This window comes from Ignavibacteria bacterium, assembly GCA_017302895.1.
Taxonomy (GTDB): domain Bacteria; phylum Bacteroidota; class Ignavibacteria; order Ignavibacteriales; family Ignavibacteriaceae; genus UTCHB3.
On the sequence record JAFLBV010000002.1, the window covers coordinates 1,022,324 to 1,038,505 of the forward strand.

Annotated in this window: 13 protein-coding genes; 3 read left to right on the forward strand and 10 right to left on the reverse strand. The window is 42.1% G+C overall.

Annotated elements, in window-relative coordinates; translation table 11 throughout:
• The first annotated feature begins 9 nt into the window (after positions 1 to 9).
• Both J0L60_11920 and J0L60_11925 read left to right on the forward strand, forming a co-directional pair.
• The gene (locus tag J0L60_11920) at positions 10 to 684 is read left to right on the forward strand and encodes a hypothetical protein (protein ID MBN8546827.1); all 675 of its coding nucleotides are present in this window, start codon (positions 10 to 12) and stop codon (positions 682 to 684) included.
• A gap of 81 nt (positions 685 to 765) precedes the next feature.
• Complete coding sequence (locus J0L60_11925) at positions 766 to 4,083, forward strand: CHAT domain-containing protein (GenBank protein ID MBN8546828.1); 3,318 nt, start codon at positions 766 to 768, stop codon at positions 4,081 to 4,083.
• A 15-nt stretch (positions 4,084 to 4,098) separates the two neighbouring features.
• Here the strand turns inward: J0L60_11925 and glnA are convergent, their stop codons facing one another.
• The 10 genes from glnA to J0L60_11975 all read right to left on the reverse strand — a co-directional run bounded on the left by glnA (position 4,099) and on the right by J0L60_11975 (position 13,966).
• A complete protein-coding gene (gene glnA, locus J0L60_11930) occupies positions 4,099 to 5,526 on the reverse strand; it encodes a type I glutamate--ammonia ligase (GenBank protein MBN8546829.1) in 1,428 nt (475 codons plus the stop codon).
• 37 nt (positions 5,527 to 5,563) lie between these two features.
• A complete protein-coding gene (locus J0L60_11935) occupies positions 5,564 to 6,010 on the reverse strand; it encodes an Lrp/AsnC family transcriptional regulator (GenBank protein MBN8546830.1) in 447 nt (148 codons plus the stop codon).
• Positions 6,011 to 6,166: 156 nt separating this feature from the next.
• Positions 6,167 to 6,976 carry a glycosyltransferase gene (locus tag J0L60_11940; protein MBN8546831.1) on the reverse strand — a complete coding sequence of 270 codons (810 nt, stop codon included), beginning with the start codon at positions 6,974 to 6,976 and terminating at the stop codon, positions 6,167 to 6,169.
• A 6-nt stretch (positions 6,977 to 6,982) separates the two neighbouring features.
• Positions 6,983 to 8,197, reverse strand: coding sequence for a peptidase C1 (locus J0L60_11945; GenBank protein MBN8546832.1), 1,215 nt, complete (start codon positions 8,195 to 8,197; stop codon positions 6,983 to 6,985).
• Positions 8,198 to 8,306: 109 nt separating this feature from the next.
• Positions 8,307 to 8,606 carry a 4Fe-4S dicluster domain-containing protein gene (locus tag J0L60_11950; protein MBN8546833.1) on the reverse strand — a complete coding sequence of 100 codons (300 nt, stop codon included), beginning with the start codon at positions 8,604 to 8,606 and terminating at the stop codon, positions 8,307 to 8,309.
• A gap of 248 nt (positions 8,607 to 8,854) precedes the next feature.
• Positions 8,855 to 10,858, reverse strand: a complete 2,004-nt coding sequence (locus tag J0L60_11955) for a TonB-dependent receptor (GenBank protein MBN8546834.1) — start codon at positions 10,856 to 10,858, stop codon at positions 8,855 to 8,857.
• Between the two features lie 39 nt (positions 10,859 to 10,897).
• Entirely contained in the window at positions 10,898 to 11,440 is a 543-nt protein-coding gene (locus tag J0L60_11960; GenBank protein MBN8546835.1) for a hypothetical protein, read from the reverse strand.
• Positions 11,440 to 12,036: a thymidine kinase gene (locus tag J0L60_11965; GenBank protein ID MBN8546836.1), complete on the reverse strand. Its 597-nt coding sequence runs from the start codon at positions 12,034 to 12,036 to the stop codon at positions 11,440 to 11,442. Before J0L60_11965 ends, J0L60_11960 begins: the two co-directional genes overlap by 1 nt.
• Before the next feature lie 127 nt (positions 12,037 to 12,163).
• Positions 12,164 to 12,559: a cytidine deaminase gene (cdd, locus tag J0L60_11970; GenBank protein ID MBN8546837.1), complete on the reverse strand. Its 396-nt coding sequence runs from the start codon at positions 12,557 to 12,559 to the stop codon at positions 12,164 to 12,166.
• The gene (locus J0L60_11975) at positions 12,560 to 13,966 is read right to left on the reverse strand and encodes a YfcC family protein (protein MBN8546838.1); all 1,407 of its coding nucleotides are present in this window, start codon (positions 13,964 to 13,966) and stop codon (positions 12,560 to 12,562) included.
• Between the two features lie 93 nt (positions 13,967 to 14,059).
• On the opposite strand from J0L60_11975, the gene J0L60_11980 reads away from it, so the two are divergent.
• Positions 14,060 to 16,126, forward strand: a complete 2,067-nt coding sequence (locus tag J0L60_11980; protein MBN8546839.1) for a T9SS type A sorting domain-containing protein — start codon at positions 14,060 to 14,062, stop codon at positions 16,124 to 16,126.
• The last annotated feature ends 56 nt before the right edge of the window (positions 16,127 to 16,182 follow it).

Here is a 16,182-nt window from a genome sequence, read left to right on the forward strand (position 1 = left end):
AGGTTTACAATGACCAATAAAATTCTGTTATTATTTACTCTGTTGCTTTTTACTGCATTCCCGCAGACAGAAGCGGAAAAGATTCTCAATTCTGTAAAGAAAAAATTTGATGTCGTTAAGGATTATCAGGTTAATGTCAGGATAAAAATTGATGTGGAGTTTCTCAAGGTTCCTGACAACGATGCTAAGATATTTTTCAAGGCTCCTGATAAAATTAAACTTCAAACAGGCGATGATTTTGCATTAATTCCTAAAGAAGGACTCAATTTTAATCCCGCCAATTTACTGAACGGGAAATATACCGCTGTTTATGAGGGAGAAACCAGAGTAAATGGAGCTGCCCATCACATAGTAAAGGTTATTCCAACCGGAGGCACCGGAGATGTGGTTCTTTCAACGCTTTGGATAAATAAATCTACTTTCTTCATCTCAAAAGTTGAAAGTACTACAAAAAATAACGGCACTTTTCAAATAGACATGGTTTATCCAAAGGATAGTAAATACCCTCTTCCATCCAACATGACTTTTAGTTTTGAAGTAGGGAAGTTTAATCTTCCCAAAGGTTTTGGTGGCAAGAAGAAAAGGGAAACTACTGATTTGCGAGCTCCCGGAAAAGTTTTCATCACATATAAAAATTATATTGTGAACAAAGGGGTTCCCGACAGCGTGTTTAAAAAGAAATAACGGCTTTGGTGCGGCCGGTTGCTCCCTTGCGCCGGTCTGATAAAATTCATAAATTGCCGTTTCCAAACTGGAATTACTGCGATGAAAAAATATTTGACCCTCATCTCTCTTTGTATCCTTTTGTCTTCAGCGACACTTGTTGCTCAGAATGACTCGCTCAAAGCTGTCGAAACTTTTGCAAGAGGTGTCGAGGCTTACGATGCTCAAAAATTTGACACTGTGATCGCCCTGATGAATGAAACCCTGAGCCTGATGAAAAACTATAACTTCGGTTCAGATGAAGGGCTGGTAAAATATTTCATTGCAGAAAGCTACAAATCCCTTGGTCTGTATGATACAGCCAAATCATATCTCGACTCCGCTCTGAAAATTTTTCAATCGTGGGAGAATGAAGCAGGTTTTGGATATATATATAAATGCTATGGCGACATAGAAACCCTCCTCGGTAATTATTCACAAGCCGTCGACCACTATTACACTTCTCTTCAACACCTCATTGTGGTAGAAGACCCTTACACGAAGGGATATATCTATACATCACTCGCCAATCTAATACTGAACCGTGGAGACAATCAGGAGGCTGCGGGACTGTTCGAGAGCGGGGAAAAGTTGTACAAGGCTGCCGGTTACGAACCGGGACTCGGTGACATTTATTACGGCTATGGACTAATCGCAACCAATACAGGTAAAAATGTCGCAGCCGACTCCCTGTTTGATATCTCACTCAAGATTTTCTCGAAATACAATATTCCACTCGGTGTTGCAAACGCCTATTATGGTAAGGGAATTGTAACCATGAACCTTGGTAAAAACAGCGAAAGTATCGGTTACAGTTCGAAAGCACTCAATCTTTATCTCTCCTCTAATTATCCTCTCGGTATTGGCAACTGTTTCACCAACATTGGAATGGTGAATATAAACATCGGTAAATATGAAGTGGCGGACAGCAATCTTAGAGCCGCAATTCCATGGCTCACCAAAATCAATCACCAGATTGGACTCGGAAATGTCCATTACGGCCTTGCTGTTATTGCGCTGAATCTAGGTAATAACAAAGATTCGTACGACAATTACTCGCAAGCACTGAAATATTATGAATTCACCGGCTACTCCCTTGGACTTGGCAGAATCTATCACGGACTCAGCACTCTCGCCCTGAATACAGGCGACAACAAAACTGCCGAAGAAAATGCAAAGAAAGCGGTTGAGTACTATGGTAAAGCCGGCTTCCCCGTGGGAATCGGTCAGGTCTATGAAAACCTTGGTAATATTTTCATGAACGCCGGGAATACTCCAAAATCGGAGGAGAATTTCAAAAAGGCTTTGGAATACTACGAAAAAGCGAACTACCCGATCGGAATGGGGACCATCTGGTACAGCCTCTCCCAAATAAATTTTATGAAGGGAGACTTTGTCGAAACCCGGAAGAATGCCGGACTCGCAATAAAATACTTCGAACTGGCAGAGTACCCACTTGGTCTTGGAAACGCAAATTTTATCCTTTCACAAATAGCCCAGCAACAAGGAAATTATGCTGAGGGAATAGATTATGACCTGAAAGCACTCGATTTTTATGACAAAGTTGATTATCCGCTTGGTATTGGAAGAGTTTGCTACTCAATCGGAACCGCCGCTTACCTTCTCGGAGAATATGAGGAAGCGGAAAAACAATATAAAAATGCTCTTGCTGTTTTTGAAGAATCGGAATATAATTTCTTTAATGTCATAGTCTCGTTTGCACTTGCAGATCTCTATCTTGGTTGGGATGCACGGGAAGGTCTTACTCTCCCCTACCTGGAAAAAGCAATGAGCTACCTCGAAAACTTTCGCTCGAATCTCGTCAGAGAGGAAGACAGGACAAATCTCTTCGAGAAGTTCTCTGTTTATCTCGATTTTGCTGTTCGGGCAGCAATTTCGATCAACAACAAGGAAGCTGCTTTCAAATATCTGGAAAATGTAAAGGGCCGGTCTCTAGCAGATATCCTCTCGGAAAGAAAGGTTGACCTTTCAGCTAAAATTGATCAGAGCCTGCTTCAAAAAAGAAATGTCCTGGAAAAACAGATATCTGCAATTAAAACGGCTCTGAACACAAACGCAGCCTCCGATGCTGCGACTCTTAAAGAGGAACTGAAAAAACTAAATGATCAACTCGATGATTTAATCTTCAAGATCAAATCAGGCAGTCCCGATCTCGCTGCTCTCGAATACCCCAAACCTGCAGACACAAAAGAGATACAATCCAAACTTCATAAAAATGAAGTGCTCCTGCAATACTTTAATGCCGAATCAGGTTGCTGGGTTTTTGTTATTACTCCAAATGATTTCCAGCTTGTAAAGCTCGACTCGACAGATGCTGCAGTAAAGGAAAATGCTCTCGCTCTCCTTGACGGACTCAAAAGGGACAAATTTAATGCAAAAAAATCGAAGTCAGATATGGATGCGGAAGAAGAGCTTTCGCTTGAGGCATCTCATAAACTCTACAATCTGTTAATTCAACCGGTCGAAAATTTTCTGACATCTGAATCAGACTTGACTATCGTTCCCGACGGGATTTTGAATCTGATTCCTTTTGAAACCTTGTGCAAGGATACCACATATCTGATCGAAAAGTACCCCGTCAAATACTATCAGTCGGGTACACTTCTTAGCCTTATGAGAGGAGCTCTCAAAAAAGAGCGAAAGAGTTCAGGATTTGCCGGTTTCGGTGATCCCGTTTATGACCTCGAGAACTATGAAAAAGGAATGGAAGAAAGAGGAGTAAAAGCCGGAGAAACCGGACGGGGAGCAGGTGATTCCAAGGTGACCGACGACCTTAGCAGAGCGGGACTTTCTCTATTCAGGCTCAGAGGTACAGGTGAGGAAATTACTGCAATATCGGAACTGTTTGTAAACGCCGGACAACCGGTCGATATCAAGCTAAGAACCAGTGCCACTGAGGAAAACGCAAAAGACCCGAATTTGAGAAATTTCAGGTACATCTCATTTGCCTGCCATGGAATCGTTTATCCCGGATTTCAAAGTCTGGCTCTTTGCACCGTAAAAGATTCCACAAAAAGTTTACAGGATGGTTTTCTCACTTTCGAGGAAATCCTGTCGCTAAATTGGGATGCCAAAATGGTGGTTCTTTCAGCCTGTGAAACCGGCACGGGTGACATGAAAAAGACGGAGGGAATTATCGGACTCACACGCGCTGTGATGTATGCCGGGTCTGATGCAGTCCTTGTCAGCCTTTGGACAGTCTCCGACAAAGGAACACGGGATCTCATGATCAACTTTTTCGGAAATATCGTTTCAGAAACCATTCTCTCGGATGAGTGTCTCCGTCTCGCCAAGCTTGAGCTAATAAAAAAAGGTGCCACACCTTATGTGTGGTCACCTTTCATAATGTTTGGAGAGTGAAGAATTACTCAGCCACTAACAGTCATAATACATATCGTATTCATACGGATGAGGTCTCAGGGCCATTGGTTTCACTTCCCTGTCCATCTTGTAGTTAATCCATGTCTCGATAACATCTGAAGTGAAGACATCGCCTCTTGTGAGGTAATCATGATCTTCAGCGAGAGCCTGAAGTGCTGCCTCGAGAGACGGTGGCGTCGAAGGCACATCCTTCAACTCCTCAGGTGACATGTCATAGATATCTTTGTCAAGCGGATCACCCGGATCGATACGGTTCATTATTCCATCGAGTCCTGCCATCAATATTGCAGCGAATCCAAGATACGGGTTACCTGAAGGATCAGGGCATCTGAACTCAACTCTTTTGGCTTTTGGTGACATGTTGTACATCGGAATTCTAATCGATGCACTTCTGTTTCTCTGTGAATATGCAAGATTAACGGGTGCTTCGAATCCGGGTACGAGTCTCTTGTAGCTGTTGGTAGTCGGATTTGTAAATGCAAGAAGTGAAGGAGCATGTTTCAGCAGACCGCCAATAAAGTAAAGAGCCATCTCACTCAAACCGGCGTAACCGTTTCCTGCAAAAAGAGGTTCGTTGTTCTTCCAAAGACTTACATGCACATGCATACCGCTTCCATTATCACCATAAATTGGTTTTGGCATGTAGGTTACAGTCTTGTTGTTTTTCGTGGCAGTGTTTTTTACAACATACTTAAAGAGCAACAACTGATCCGCAGCTTTCAACAGTGGTTTGAATTTCATGTCAATTTCGCACTGACCACCGCTCGCAACCTCGTGATGCTGAGCTTCAACTTCAATACCGACATTGATAAGGTTCTGAACCATTTCATTCCTGAGGTCCATCAACATGTCTGTAGGAGGAACCGGGAAATATCCTTCCTTATATCTTGTCTTGTATCCAAGATTTGGATTCTCCTGTCTACCTGAATTCCACCTTCCCTCTATCGAATCCACTTCAAAATAGCTGAAATTGTTGCCAACCTCGAATCTCACATCATCGAACACAAAAAACTCTGCTTCAGGTCCATAGTAGGCGGTATCAGCAATTCCGGTCGATTTCAAAAAGTCTACTGCCTTGTTCGCGATATATCTTGGGCAACGGGAATATTTTTCTCTCGTGGCAGGTTCATAAACATCGCAAATAAGACTTATTGTTGGTGCTTTAACAAAAGGATCAACAAACATTGTTGCAGGATCAGGAAGGATAAGCATGTCCGATTCATTGATCCTCTTCCACCCTCTCAAAGAAGAGCCATCGAATCCGAAACCGTTATCAAATGACTTCGCGTCAAACTCCTGTATCGGGATGGTGACATGCTGCCACTGTCCGGGGAAATCCATAAATTTAAGATCCACAAACTCAATGTGGTTATCCTTCGCAAATGAAAGGATATTTTCGATCTGAGATGATCTGTCGCTCATATAAAATGTACCTTATTAATTGGGAAAAAATGAATGATTACAAGTTTATTTTTGTGGTTTCTTTTAGAGTCGATAAAACAAAGGAAGTGCGGGTCGAGAGCACTCCGGGCCACTGCTGAATCTCTGCAAGCAGTTTTTCCAATGATTCGGAATTTTTTACAACAGCTTTCAGGATATGGCTTCCCTCTCCGAGTATCGAATGACATTCGAGTATATTGTTGTGCTTCGAGGCATTTTCGATCAAGTGGCTGTACTGGGATGATGATTCCGAGATTACCGTAATAAATACCATTATGTCGTAGCCGAATTTCTTCCGGTCTATCTTGGTGTAGTATCCCTGAATTATCCCTTTATCCTCCAGTTTGTGAAGGCGGTCACTTATTGATGGAATGGACATCCCAAAAACCTCGGCGAGCTGGCTCCGACTCGTCTTTGCATTGTCCTGAAGGATGTTCAGAGCCTTAATATCTATTTCGTCAAGCATGTTCAATAATCATTTAGTAAAATAAATTTTCATATCCTTAAATATAAAGGATGATTTACCTATTTACCAAATAATTTTAGGTATAAAGTGAAAAATGTTTAAATAATTTTAACAAATCTGATCAAAAGACCAAACACTCTGGTACTCAAGTATTTCTCAGGTTCTTGCAATCCCAAATGGTGTGAAAGCTTTTCCCTCTCTCTTTACCTGTTCAAAGAGATCCAGGTTTTCCTGTGGGCGGGGCTGGAGTTTGTGATCGAGGTGGTATTGCACAGCGATGTGATTTAATGATTTGACCTTTATCCCCAAAAGTTCGAGCCGGTATTGGATGTCCGAGTCTTCACCTACAGATGCGGCCTCGTAGCGCTCGTCAAATCCATTCACTCGAAGAAGGTCTTCCCGGCTGAGACCAAAGTTGCAGCCGACAATTCCCCTTTTCTTCTTGTTAAAGAATTTAAGAATCGACCTGTTTTCAGAATAAAAACCTTTCTCGACATCGAAAGAGTCTCCAAAAAGTCCGTCGAGTACTACCTTACCGAAATTACTTTCAAGCCAGCCCGCTTTAACATTTTCGGGCGTCAGTTGCCTTGTAATCTTTTCTGAAAGATTAACCCTTCTTCCCGTTAAAGCGACACCATCTGATCTGTGGTTGAGATAACCCGATACAAATTTAGAATGTGGAATACAATCGCCATCCACAAAGATTATATAGTCTGATCTGGCTGCAGAAATCGATTTGTTGAGTATTTTATTTTTTCGAAACCCTATGTCGGGATGCCACAGATGAAGCAGAGGGAAAGAAGTGTTACCTCCCAGTTTTTCTACTTGTGCAACCACTTCTGCGGGGGAACCATCGTCGGCAATTATTACTTCAAAGTCTTTGTTGTCCTGCCTCTCAAAACCGGCAAGCACCAGCTCGAGATATTTCAGATTTTTGTAAAAAGAGATAATTACCGACGATGATATTTTCAACTATTTTAATCCTTTTACAGCACTTTTATGAATCATGTAACTCATCATTTTCAGTTTCACATAGTCTTCCCTGTACATCATGTAACCGGGATTTGGCGAGTTGAATGAGCCGGCAGCAGATTCCCTGATCAGGAACCAGGTGTATCCGTCTTTCTCGGTGGAACCGACACAATGAATACCATGATCATCGGTGGTCTGTCCATTCAGAAAACGGAAAATTTTCGAATCTTCGTTAATATCAGCAGGTTTAATATCAAAATCGGGGATTATTCCCACTCCCTCAAATCCGTTTATTCCCGGTTCTGATACATCACCTGCGAGTGCAACTGTATAGCCTTTTTTAACGGCATCTTTCAGAGTTTGCATAAATTCATCGAGGGGAATGTTGTAGTAGTCGCTGTTCCTCCACCAGTTGTCGGGTACATCATAAATAATATAGGAACCATAAGGCTGGTTTTTTACAGAAATAAGAGCGACATAATCATCAGGATTGATTTGGAGATAATTCTTTAGAAAGGTTTCGGGAGTGTAGCTTTTCCCTTCATATTCAAATTTGTCAGGAGGAGTCCCCATATATTTATTGAGAATCGCTTTGACATTGTTTTCGATAAACCCTTCCGCAAAAGTATTGTTTTCCTTTGCTTTGGTCAGGAATGCATAAAATTCTTCAAACAGTTTTTGATGATCAATGAATTTTTGTCCCGGCAACATACCCGAATAAGCCGAATACGGGACTGCACCATATTTTTTGAAATTCTTCTGAACAGCATTCCCCTGTGAGCCCTCTCCCAATGCAGAGTTGCCTCTCTCCTGTGCATAGCGGAGAGCTTTTTCCACATATTCCCAATAAACAGTATAGAGTTCAGAAATCTGCACTTCTTTACCTGTCAGCCGTTTTACTTCCGATTCAAAAAAGGATGTGGTTGAGAAACACCAGCAGGTACCGGTCCTTCCCTGAGACTCGGGCTTGTTATGCCAAGCATACTTAAAGTCTGCGGGGCCCGAAGGTTTACTAATTCCGGAAAAATCAGCTTTCCAAGCCGGTTTTTTGAGTTTAGGATTAACCGACTCAAGCCAGGTATCTATTCCCTTTTGAATCGTATCCCAATAACCCCCTTTGGATTCATAAAAAGTAACTTTTGTGGAATTGTTTTGTGCGAAACTTGAAGAAACACAACACAAAATTGCTGCTGCAAAAACGAAAAACTTTTTCATCTGTTTACTGCCATAATAATTGAAAATTATACCCAAAAATAACGATATTTTAAATAAAAAAAGCCGGACCCGCTTCCGGATCCGGCTTCAACCATCATCAATAAGGGGATTATCTTCCTATCTCATCCAATTTTGCTTTTTTAGCAAGAAGTTCTTCTTCACTTTCCTGTCTGTCAGGATCAGGAACGATTGCATCGGATGGGCAAGCAGGAATACATTGTGGTTCATCGTGGAAACCAACGCATTCGGTACATTTATCAAAAGCGATATATGTGTGATCATCACTAAGAGCAGGATGGGATTCGCCACCGAGGTTCCATTCGTCGCCTGCTGCATATATTGCGTTATTTGGACATTCAACTTCACATGCCTGGCATGATATGCAATCGTCAGTAATTAAAACTGCCATGATACAATTCCTTTAGTTAATTTTATTTGTTCGTGTGTGTTTAATAATCAATCCAAAACCAGTCGCAATAAATTAAGCAAGTTTCGTGCCAAAGGTGACGAATAGATTCAATCAGTCCTGATTTATCGGATAATGCAGGTTTTTGCTACGGAAATTTGTATAAAAAGAAAAAACAGGAACTGTTTTGCGCTCCTGTTTTTTCAAAATGTAGAATAATTCCCAAAAATAAAAACCGATTTTCTCGTTTTTTATAATCTGAGAGAAATCCCGCCTGTGATATTTCTGCCGGGCTCGATCAGTCCAAGTTGATATACTCTGTAGTGATCAAAGAGATTGTTCACCCTGAAAAAGATATCAGCCGAATAACCTGCCGTGACTAAAGCATACGAGAGCCTGATGTTGAAGACTGCAGAACCTGCAATTTCAAGTTTCTCCGCAGGTTTTGCAGGATTTGTTTCAACCTGTTTGCCGGTGAACTCTGATTCCAGTGTTATACCGCCTCTATGAAATGGCTTTACATTGATGTTTATGCCACCTAGCAATTCAGGTTTGTTGTCAATTTTATCCTCATTTACGCCATCAGCCTTACCGGTAGCTTTCATCCAGGTGAGATTTCCTTCAATTCCGAGAAATTGGGAAATTCTATAATCGAAGACAAACTCAGTTCCAAGAATGGTTGCGTCTGCAAGATTGACTCTCATTCTTCTTCTTTGCGGGTCTTCTGCGGCGGTCAGTCTTATCTGAGTCACAAGGTCTTTATATGAGTTGTAGAAGCCTGATAACTTCAGTGTGATTGACTCTCTTCTGAAAAGTACTCCGAAATCAGTAAGTGTTCCTTTTTCCGGTTTAAGGTCGGGGTTTGCCTTAAATCTGTTCAGGGCACCTGAAAATGACTCCCGAAGTGACGGGAAACGATTCCTGATTGTCACTCCCGCAAAAATTTCCCATTCGTGAGAAAAGCTGTATGAACCGGAGAAGAAGAATCCGGGAGCATTTGCAGAAGTGTTGCCATACTGAGTAAAAGCACCGGTCTTGTTGATCATACTCACATCCAAGAGACCGCCTGCCAAGAGTGAAAAATTCTCCTCCCTGAAGGCATATTCAATTCCTGTGCTTAAGAAACTCTGGGAGTAATCGTATTCAGAAGTCTGAACGCCTGAAGAATTGGTTATTTTTTCATTATGACCGGTTGCTGAAAAATTCAAAACACCCGTAAATGAGTGATTCTCATTAACCCTGAAAGTGGATGACATTCTTCCTCCGAGAGTCAGGTCTTTGTCCTTTTGGGTTTCATTCACTTTGTTATAATTCAAATCAGAGAAGGTCTCAATGGTCTGTCCAAAATTATCGAGCCATAAAACAGCCGTCAGGTCCCACTTTCCGGAAATTTTAAACCTGGAGTTGGAGGAAACGGTCAGTCTCTGCCAGTCAGGGTATTGCCACAATCTTGCATCAGCAGTAGCAATATGAGTTTCAGGTGCAACACCTTTGGAGCCGGAGACAAAGTTGACAGACAACCCTGTCTTGATTTGCTCATTAAAGTGTAACTCACCTCTCGTATAGAATGAGAACCTCTTCCGCTGGGTATTGGTTATGAATTTAGCATCTCTGTCCTGATTGCGAATATCCGCGGGCGAACCGGAAGGCATAATACTCCCTTTCGAGTCGAGATATGATGCCGAAGCCAGAAAATTAAAATTCCTGTACCTCAAATCATAAGATGCCGATCCCGACCAGGTCTCGGAATTTGAACCACTCAAAGAAAAAGTACCGGTACTGCCGTCAGAACTTCTTTCATAGGTATTTACATTTACGGCACCACCCATTACATTCGCACCATAAAGTACTGACCCGGCATTCTGGCTGACTGTTATCTCCCCGATTACATCAAGAGGAAGAAATGTAAGATCAAACCTGTTGTCCCAAGGGACATTATACGGTACCCCGTCAAAAAAGAGTCCAAGTTGTCTCTCACCTGCGCCCCGCAGGAAGAGGATCGACTCCCCGCGGGAGTTTGTTCTGATCCTTCCCGAGGGGATGTTTTTTTGCAATTGAGAGAGATCAAGGGCATCAGCATTCCGCAACTGTCTGAAGTCTATTTTTGTATTTTGAGGTAGTGGGACTTCCTCAATCTTGAAACCTGTTATTTCTATTTCGCCAAGATTATAGGTTTTTACAATGGTATCCTGCGGCGATTGGGCATAAATCGCCAGTACCGGCATTAAGATTATTAATGCGGTCAATTTTTTCATAAAATCTCCGGTTGTTTACTTAATTGTTAAACGGTAGTTTCAGGAAAAATGTCTTGGCGGGTGCTCGGGAAGGTTTTTGATACCCGCCAAAATTGCGGGTACGGTTGAAGTATGGAAACAAATGTCGGATTCAGTAACGCATTTCACCTCAATTATCGAACCCGTACTGATAAATATGTTCGACAATAATTTAAAAGCAGCAAAATTGAAGGGTTTGTTGGATTTATTGTGCCGTGCAAATGCAGCGATCAATTCCTCTTCCTGCTTGTCGTTCACGCAATAATATTTGATTGAATCTCCCTGTTTCTCACTTCTCACCACATCAAACATCATCCCGTTGTACCGGAATTCCTTTTCATGAATGAACTCCACTCCGGCCTTCTCACAGGAAAATTTGTCAGCCGGAAATGTAAACGAGTAGAGTTTTGAAGTATCCACCTGAGAAAAAATGAGATTTTTCATCTCCTTTTTTATCTTTTTTTGCATGAATACAAACAGAACGGGAGCTCCGAAAAGGTTCAGACATATTATGGTGAGTAACAGTATGGCAAGAGACTTTCTCTTGCTTCTGTATTTATTCATCAAAAAAGTGTCGGATCCTCTTCATCACCGGGGATGTAATGACATTTTCTGCAACGGGCTTCATAGCTGTCGGAAGCACCTATCAAGACCCGGTCACCCGAAGCGGTTTTCCGCTGAGTCCTCGAGGCAGGACTTCCGCAAACGACACAAATCGCCAGAGGTTTTGTAACAAATTCAGCTATAGCCATCAGTTCAGGCATCGGGTCAAATGGAATGCCTTTATAGTCCTGATCCAACCCGGCAACAACCACACGCTTGCCACTGTTTGCCAGATCGGTACAAACTTTCACCAGATCTCCACTGAAAAACTGAGCTTCATCAATTCCGACAACCTGAGCATCCTCCACCAGATTATATACTTCGTTTATATCGTTAATGTTGATTGAGGGGAGAGACAGCTCACTGTGGGAAACAATTGATTCCTCCGAATATCTGTTGTCGATCACCGGCTTAAAAACCAATACCCGCTGTTTCGCGATTTTTGCTCTCCGCAATCTTTTTATCAGTTCTTCGGTCTTTCCGCTAAACATACAACCTGCAACCACTTCTATCCATCCGGATTCTCTTGGTTGCATGTGGGGGAATTCATTCATCATAAGCTATATAACTGTTTCTTTCCGGGTGATTGAATTTCGGAACTTCAGAACCTCAGAACTTCAGTGCTTCGGAACCTCTGTAGTTCCGTTGTTCTGAGGTTCCAGAGCTCTGAAGTTCCGGAGTTCTTTAGATTAGGTGCTCCCCGCCGAACGAGTATGGTAAAATCTCATCCATCGAAAGGATTTTTATTTCATCCTTCGAATTTATCAAAACTATTTCGAAATCTTTGGGGCAAAATTCCGCGAGGAATTGCCGGCATGCTCCGCAGGGAGTACAGAAGTCATCCATGTCACCAACCACGGCGATGGCTTTGAAATTCTTTTTCCCTTCAGTAACAGCCTTTACGAGGGCGGTTCGTTCCGCACAGATGCTCAATCCATAGGAAGCATTTTCAACATTGGCGCCAAGCACCACTTCACCCTCTTTTGTAAGAAGAGCTGCTCCCACCCTGAATTTTGAATAGGGTGAATAACTGCTGTTCTGTGCATCACGGGCTTTTAGGGCAAGTTCTTTGTGATTCATTTATTGCCAGATAAAATATGGAGGAATCATTAAAATACATGCCAAAATTATGAAAATTATTTCAAGTGGCAACACCCAAACTGCCCATTTTTCGTAAGGAATTTTTGCAAGGGTCAAAATACCCATTGTAACCGCGGAAGTAGGTATGATCATATTTGCAAATCCCTCCCCAAACTGGAATGCAAGAACTGCCGTTTGCCGCGAAACTCCAAGGATATCACTTAACGGAGCCATTACAGGCATGGTAAGAGCAGCCTGCCCCGAACCCGAAGGCACAAAGAAAACAATCACCTTTTGAACAAAAAGCATCACTATCGAAGATCCTATCGGGTGTAAGCCATCAAGTGGTGCTGAAAATGCGTACAGAATCGTGTCGATTATTTTTCCGTCCGATGCGACAATCAAAAGAGCTTTTGAAAGTGCAACCACAAAAGCGGTTGAGATCAGGTCCTTGGCCCCGGCAACAAACGCTCCTGAAATTTCATCAGCCGAGAGTCCGCCGACTATTCCTGTAATTATGCCTGTTGCCAGAAAAACAGCACAGATTTCCTTTATATACCAACCATAATTCAACACACCGAACACAACAGTAATTATGCCAAGAAGAAAGGTTATCAGCACTGCGGTATGTCTTTTGTCTATTCCTTTGAAATTATCGAGCTCACCAAAATGAAGGTCTTTTTTCTTTTCAATATCCTGTTCGTATGTTATACTTAGTTTTGGCTCATTTTTGATCTTTGCTGCATATCTCATCACAAAAAATATTGAAACAGAAGTGCATATCACCCAGATTATCAGGCGGTAGCCAATCCCCGACATGGGAGGCAGTCCCGCAATCCCCTGTGCAACCCCGATGGTAAAAGGATTCATGAATGCAGCAGCAAATCCTGTCGAAGCAGCTACAAAAGGTATTGCCACTCCGGTAACCGTATCGTAACCCAACACAAGTGCGAGGGGGATAAATATCATGATAAAGGGAATTGTCTCCTCACTCATGCCAAAAGTGGCACCTCCCAACGAAAAGATCACCATAAAAATGGGGATCAGCATCTTCCTCACAAAATTCGATCGCTTGTGTGCCTTTGCCAGTGCCATTATGCCGGCGTCGATCGCCTGCGTCTTCTGAAAAACATAAAAAGCCCCCCCTACAAACAAAATAAACACAATAATCTCTGATGCCGCCATAAATCCTTTTATGGGTGCAAGGAGGATATTCAAATTGAATTGTGACACCGGGGTTATTTCCTTGTAGGAGCCCGGCACTACCAAATTTACCGACTGACCGTTTATTTCTTTTACAAGTCTGTCGTATTCACCGGCAGGGATGACGAGAGTGAGTGCTGCTGTAATCACAAGAAGTGAAGTCAGAAGAACAAGGGTGTTTGGGACTTTTACTTTTAGCTTCATTTTGACGCTTTTTTTATTAATTACTTGACATTTAGAGAGGGAATAGTTAAGTTATTTTTTCGACCTTTAAAATTATTAAATAAAGATGATAAAATGAAAACATTTGTTACATTTTTTCTCATGACTGTAAAATTTTTTTCACAATCATTGCCTTTCCCCATAGATACTCTGGTGGCTGACGATAAATTTAACAACCGACAGACCATGATTCTTGATTCCGAAGGGAAAATCAGACTGGTTTACTCTGGTCAGTCCGGAACACAAAGTAACACGCGGGAAATTTACTTCCTCGAGGAAAGAGCCAACGGGCAGTTCAGCAGGGAGCAGATAACAAATAATAATGTTGATGAAAATTACCCGACTGTTTCTCTCGATGCGGATGGTAAAGTGCATATTGGAATGATCGGGAGGGATGCCTCATCGAATTATCAGGTTCTCTATTCAAACAATAGAAACGGAACATTTTTCCCGCCAAGGTTTATCACAATTGGCGGTGATAATAAAGCCACTCCTGCATCATGTGTCGGTCCGGATGGTAAAGTTCATTTCTTATACTATACCTTCACCTCAAATCCTGACAAAGTCTATTACAAGTGGTTCAACCCCGCAGACTCTTCTTCATCCACTGATATTTATCTTGCTGATGGTGAAACCTCAGGTGACCTCGATGGACAAATCCTTTTCGATCGAAACGGGAAAATGCATCTCGTATTTAAGGGAGGTAATGTAAGTACCGGGATATTGAGATACTTTAATGATATAAGCGGGACACTTACCGAGTATTCGACCGGAGTGAGTGTGAGCATCGCAAATCCGAAGTTAGTGATCGACAAAAACAACAAAGTCCATATCATTTTCAGAAATGAGTCACAAAGGGCTCTCCAATATATTAACAATGTGGCAGGTGCTTTTTCAACTCCTGTCAGTTTTACACCCGCAGGGCAACTTCCTTCAGGATATGCAAATTTTGCCATCGATGATGAGGGCACCCTGTTCTTTGTATATCAGTCATCACAGTCAGCTTCAGGGAAAGGCTTTTTCCTCAAATATCTCAAAAACGGCACTTTTTCTGATACGCTTCGGATTTATGATTTGACTCCGGAGTATGTTACCAGAAATACAAGTGCGGTCGTTGCCAAGGGAAATGGAGAAATCGCCGTCACATTTTCACCTGCCGGGGTTCGAAATTCTGTCGTATTTTGCGATATTCTGATGAAAAGAGGAAAACTCTTTAAGGAACCGCACATTTTAGTAAGAGATTCTGTAATAAATTTCGGAACCACCCCCGTCCTGCAAAACAGTGAACGGGAATTAATAATTCGAAACACGGGAGATACAACACTCGCGATAAACAGCTTCCGCTGGAACAGCAATGAGTTTGCAATAAGACTCGATTATCCCGAAAACATTGCTCCCGGTGACTCTGATATCGCAACCTTCGCTTTCATCCCTCGTACACCCGGACCAAAACTTGACACACTTTTTATCAGGTCCAATGATCCCCGCGACTCGGTGATCAAGGTTGTCCTGAAAGGATACGGTTCAGCACCACCACAAATTTCACTATCAAAAGACTCCCTCTTTTTGGTCTATTCCTCAGGCTGGCATACCAGAGATTCATTTTATGTAAGAAATACAGGATTTGACACCTTGAGTGTTGATACCTTAACAGCAACCGGCTGGTTTGATTTTTTTAAAAATTTTGAACCCTTGAGTGCGGTCGTTCCTCCGGGTGATTCGGCAGTAATTTATGTTGAACTGTTGATTCCGGTATTCATGACTCCACCCGTCTTTACGGATACAATCTTTGTCCATTCCAATGACCCCTTAAGACCAAGAGCCTCTTTAATTGTAAGATGGGAACAGCCACAATCTGCCAAAGATGAACCCCTGCCGACAGAATACTCGCTGAAACAGAACTACCCAAATCCCTTTAATCCTGAAACAGTTATTGCATTCACGCTCAAAGAATCCTCTCCTGTCAGGCTGGAAATCTTTAATACTTCGGGCGAACTGGTTAAAACTCTTGTGAATAAACAGCTGAATCCCGGGAAATATTCTATCGGCTTCAATGCCCGGAATTTACCCTCTGGAACATATTTTTACAGAATAACTGCAGGCAGTTTCACCAACACTAAAAAGATGATCCTTTTGCGGTGATCAATTTGGTGCATCTAAATATTGCTGTTATGGTTAAATTTGAATGGTTGATGCGT

Coding starts and splice junctions, on each gene's coding strand:
- J0L60_11920 (MBN8546827.1), top strand. CDS start 10: ATGACCAATAAAATTCTGTTATTATTTACTCTGTTGCTTTTTACTGCA.
- J0L60_11925 (MBN8546828.1), top strand. CDS start 766: ATGAAAAAATATTTGACCCTCATCTCTCTTTGTATCCTTTTGTCTTCA.
- glnA (MBN8546829.1), bottom strand. CDS start 5,526: ATGAGCGACAGATCATCTCAGATCGAAAATATCCTTTCATTTGCGAAG.
- J0L60_11935 (MBN8546830.1), bottom strand. CDS start 6,010: ATGCTTGACGAAATAGATATTAAGGCTCTGAACATCCTTCAGGACAAT.
- J0L60_11945 (MBN8546832.1), bottom strand. CDS start 8,197: ATGAAAAAGTTTTTCGTTTTTGCAGCAGCAATTTTGTGTTGTGTTTCT.
- J0L60_11950 (MBN8546833.1), bottom strand. CDS start 8,606: ATGGCAGTTTTAATTACTGACGATTGCATATCATGCCAGGCATGTGAA.
- J0L60_11955 (MBN8546834.1), bottom strand. CDS start 10,858: ATGAAAAAATTGACCGCATTAATAATCTTAATGCCGGTACTGGCGATT.
- J0L60_11960 (MBN8546835.1), bottom strand. CDS start 11,440: ATGAATAAATACAGAAGCAAGAGAAAGTCTCTTGCCATACTGTTACTC.
- J0L60_11965 (MBN8546836.1), bottom strand. CDS start 12,036: ATGATGAATGAATTCCCCCACATGCAACCAAGAGAATCCGGATGGATA.
- cdd (MBN8546837.1), bottom strand. CDS start 12,559: ATGAATCACAAAGAACTTGCCCTAAAAGCCCGTGATGCACAGAACAGC.
- J0L60_11975 (MBN8546838.1), bottom strand. CDS start 13,966: ATGAAGCTAAAAGTAAAAGTCCCAAACACCCTTGTTCTTCTGACTTCA.
- J0L60_11980 (MBN8546839.1), top strand. CDS start 14,060: ATGAAAACATTTGTTACATTTTTTCTCATGACTGTAAAATTTTTTTCA.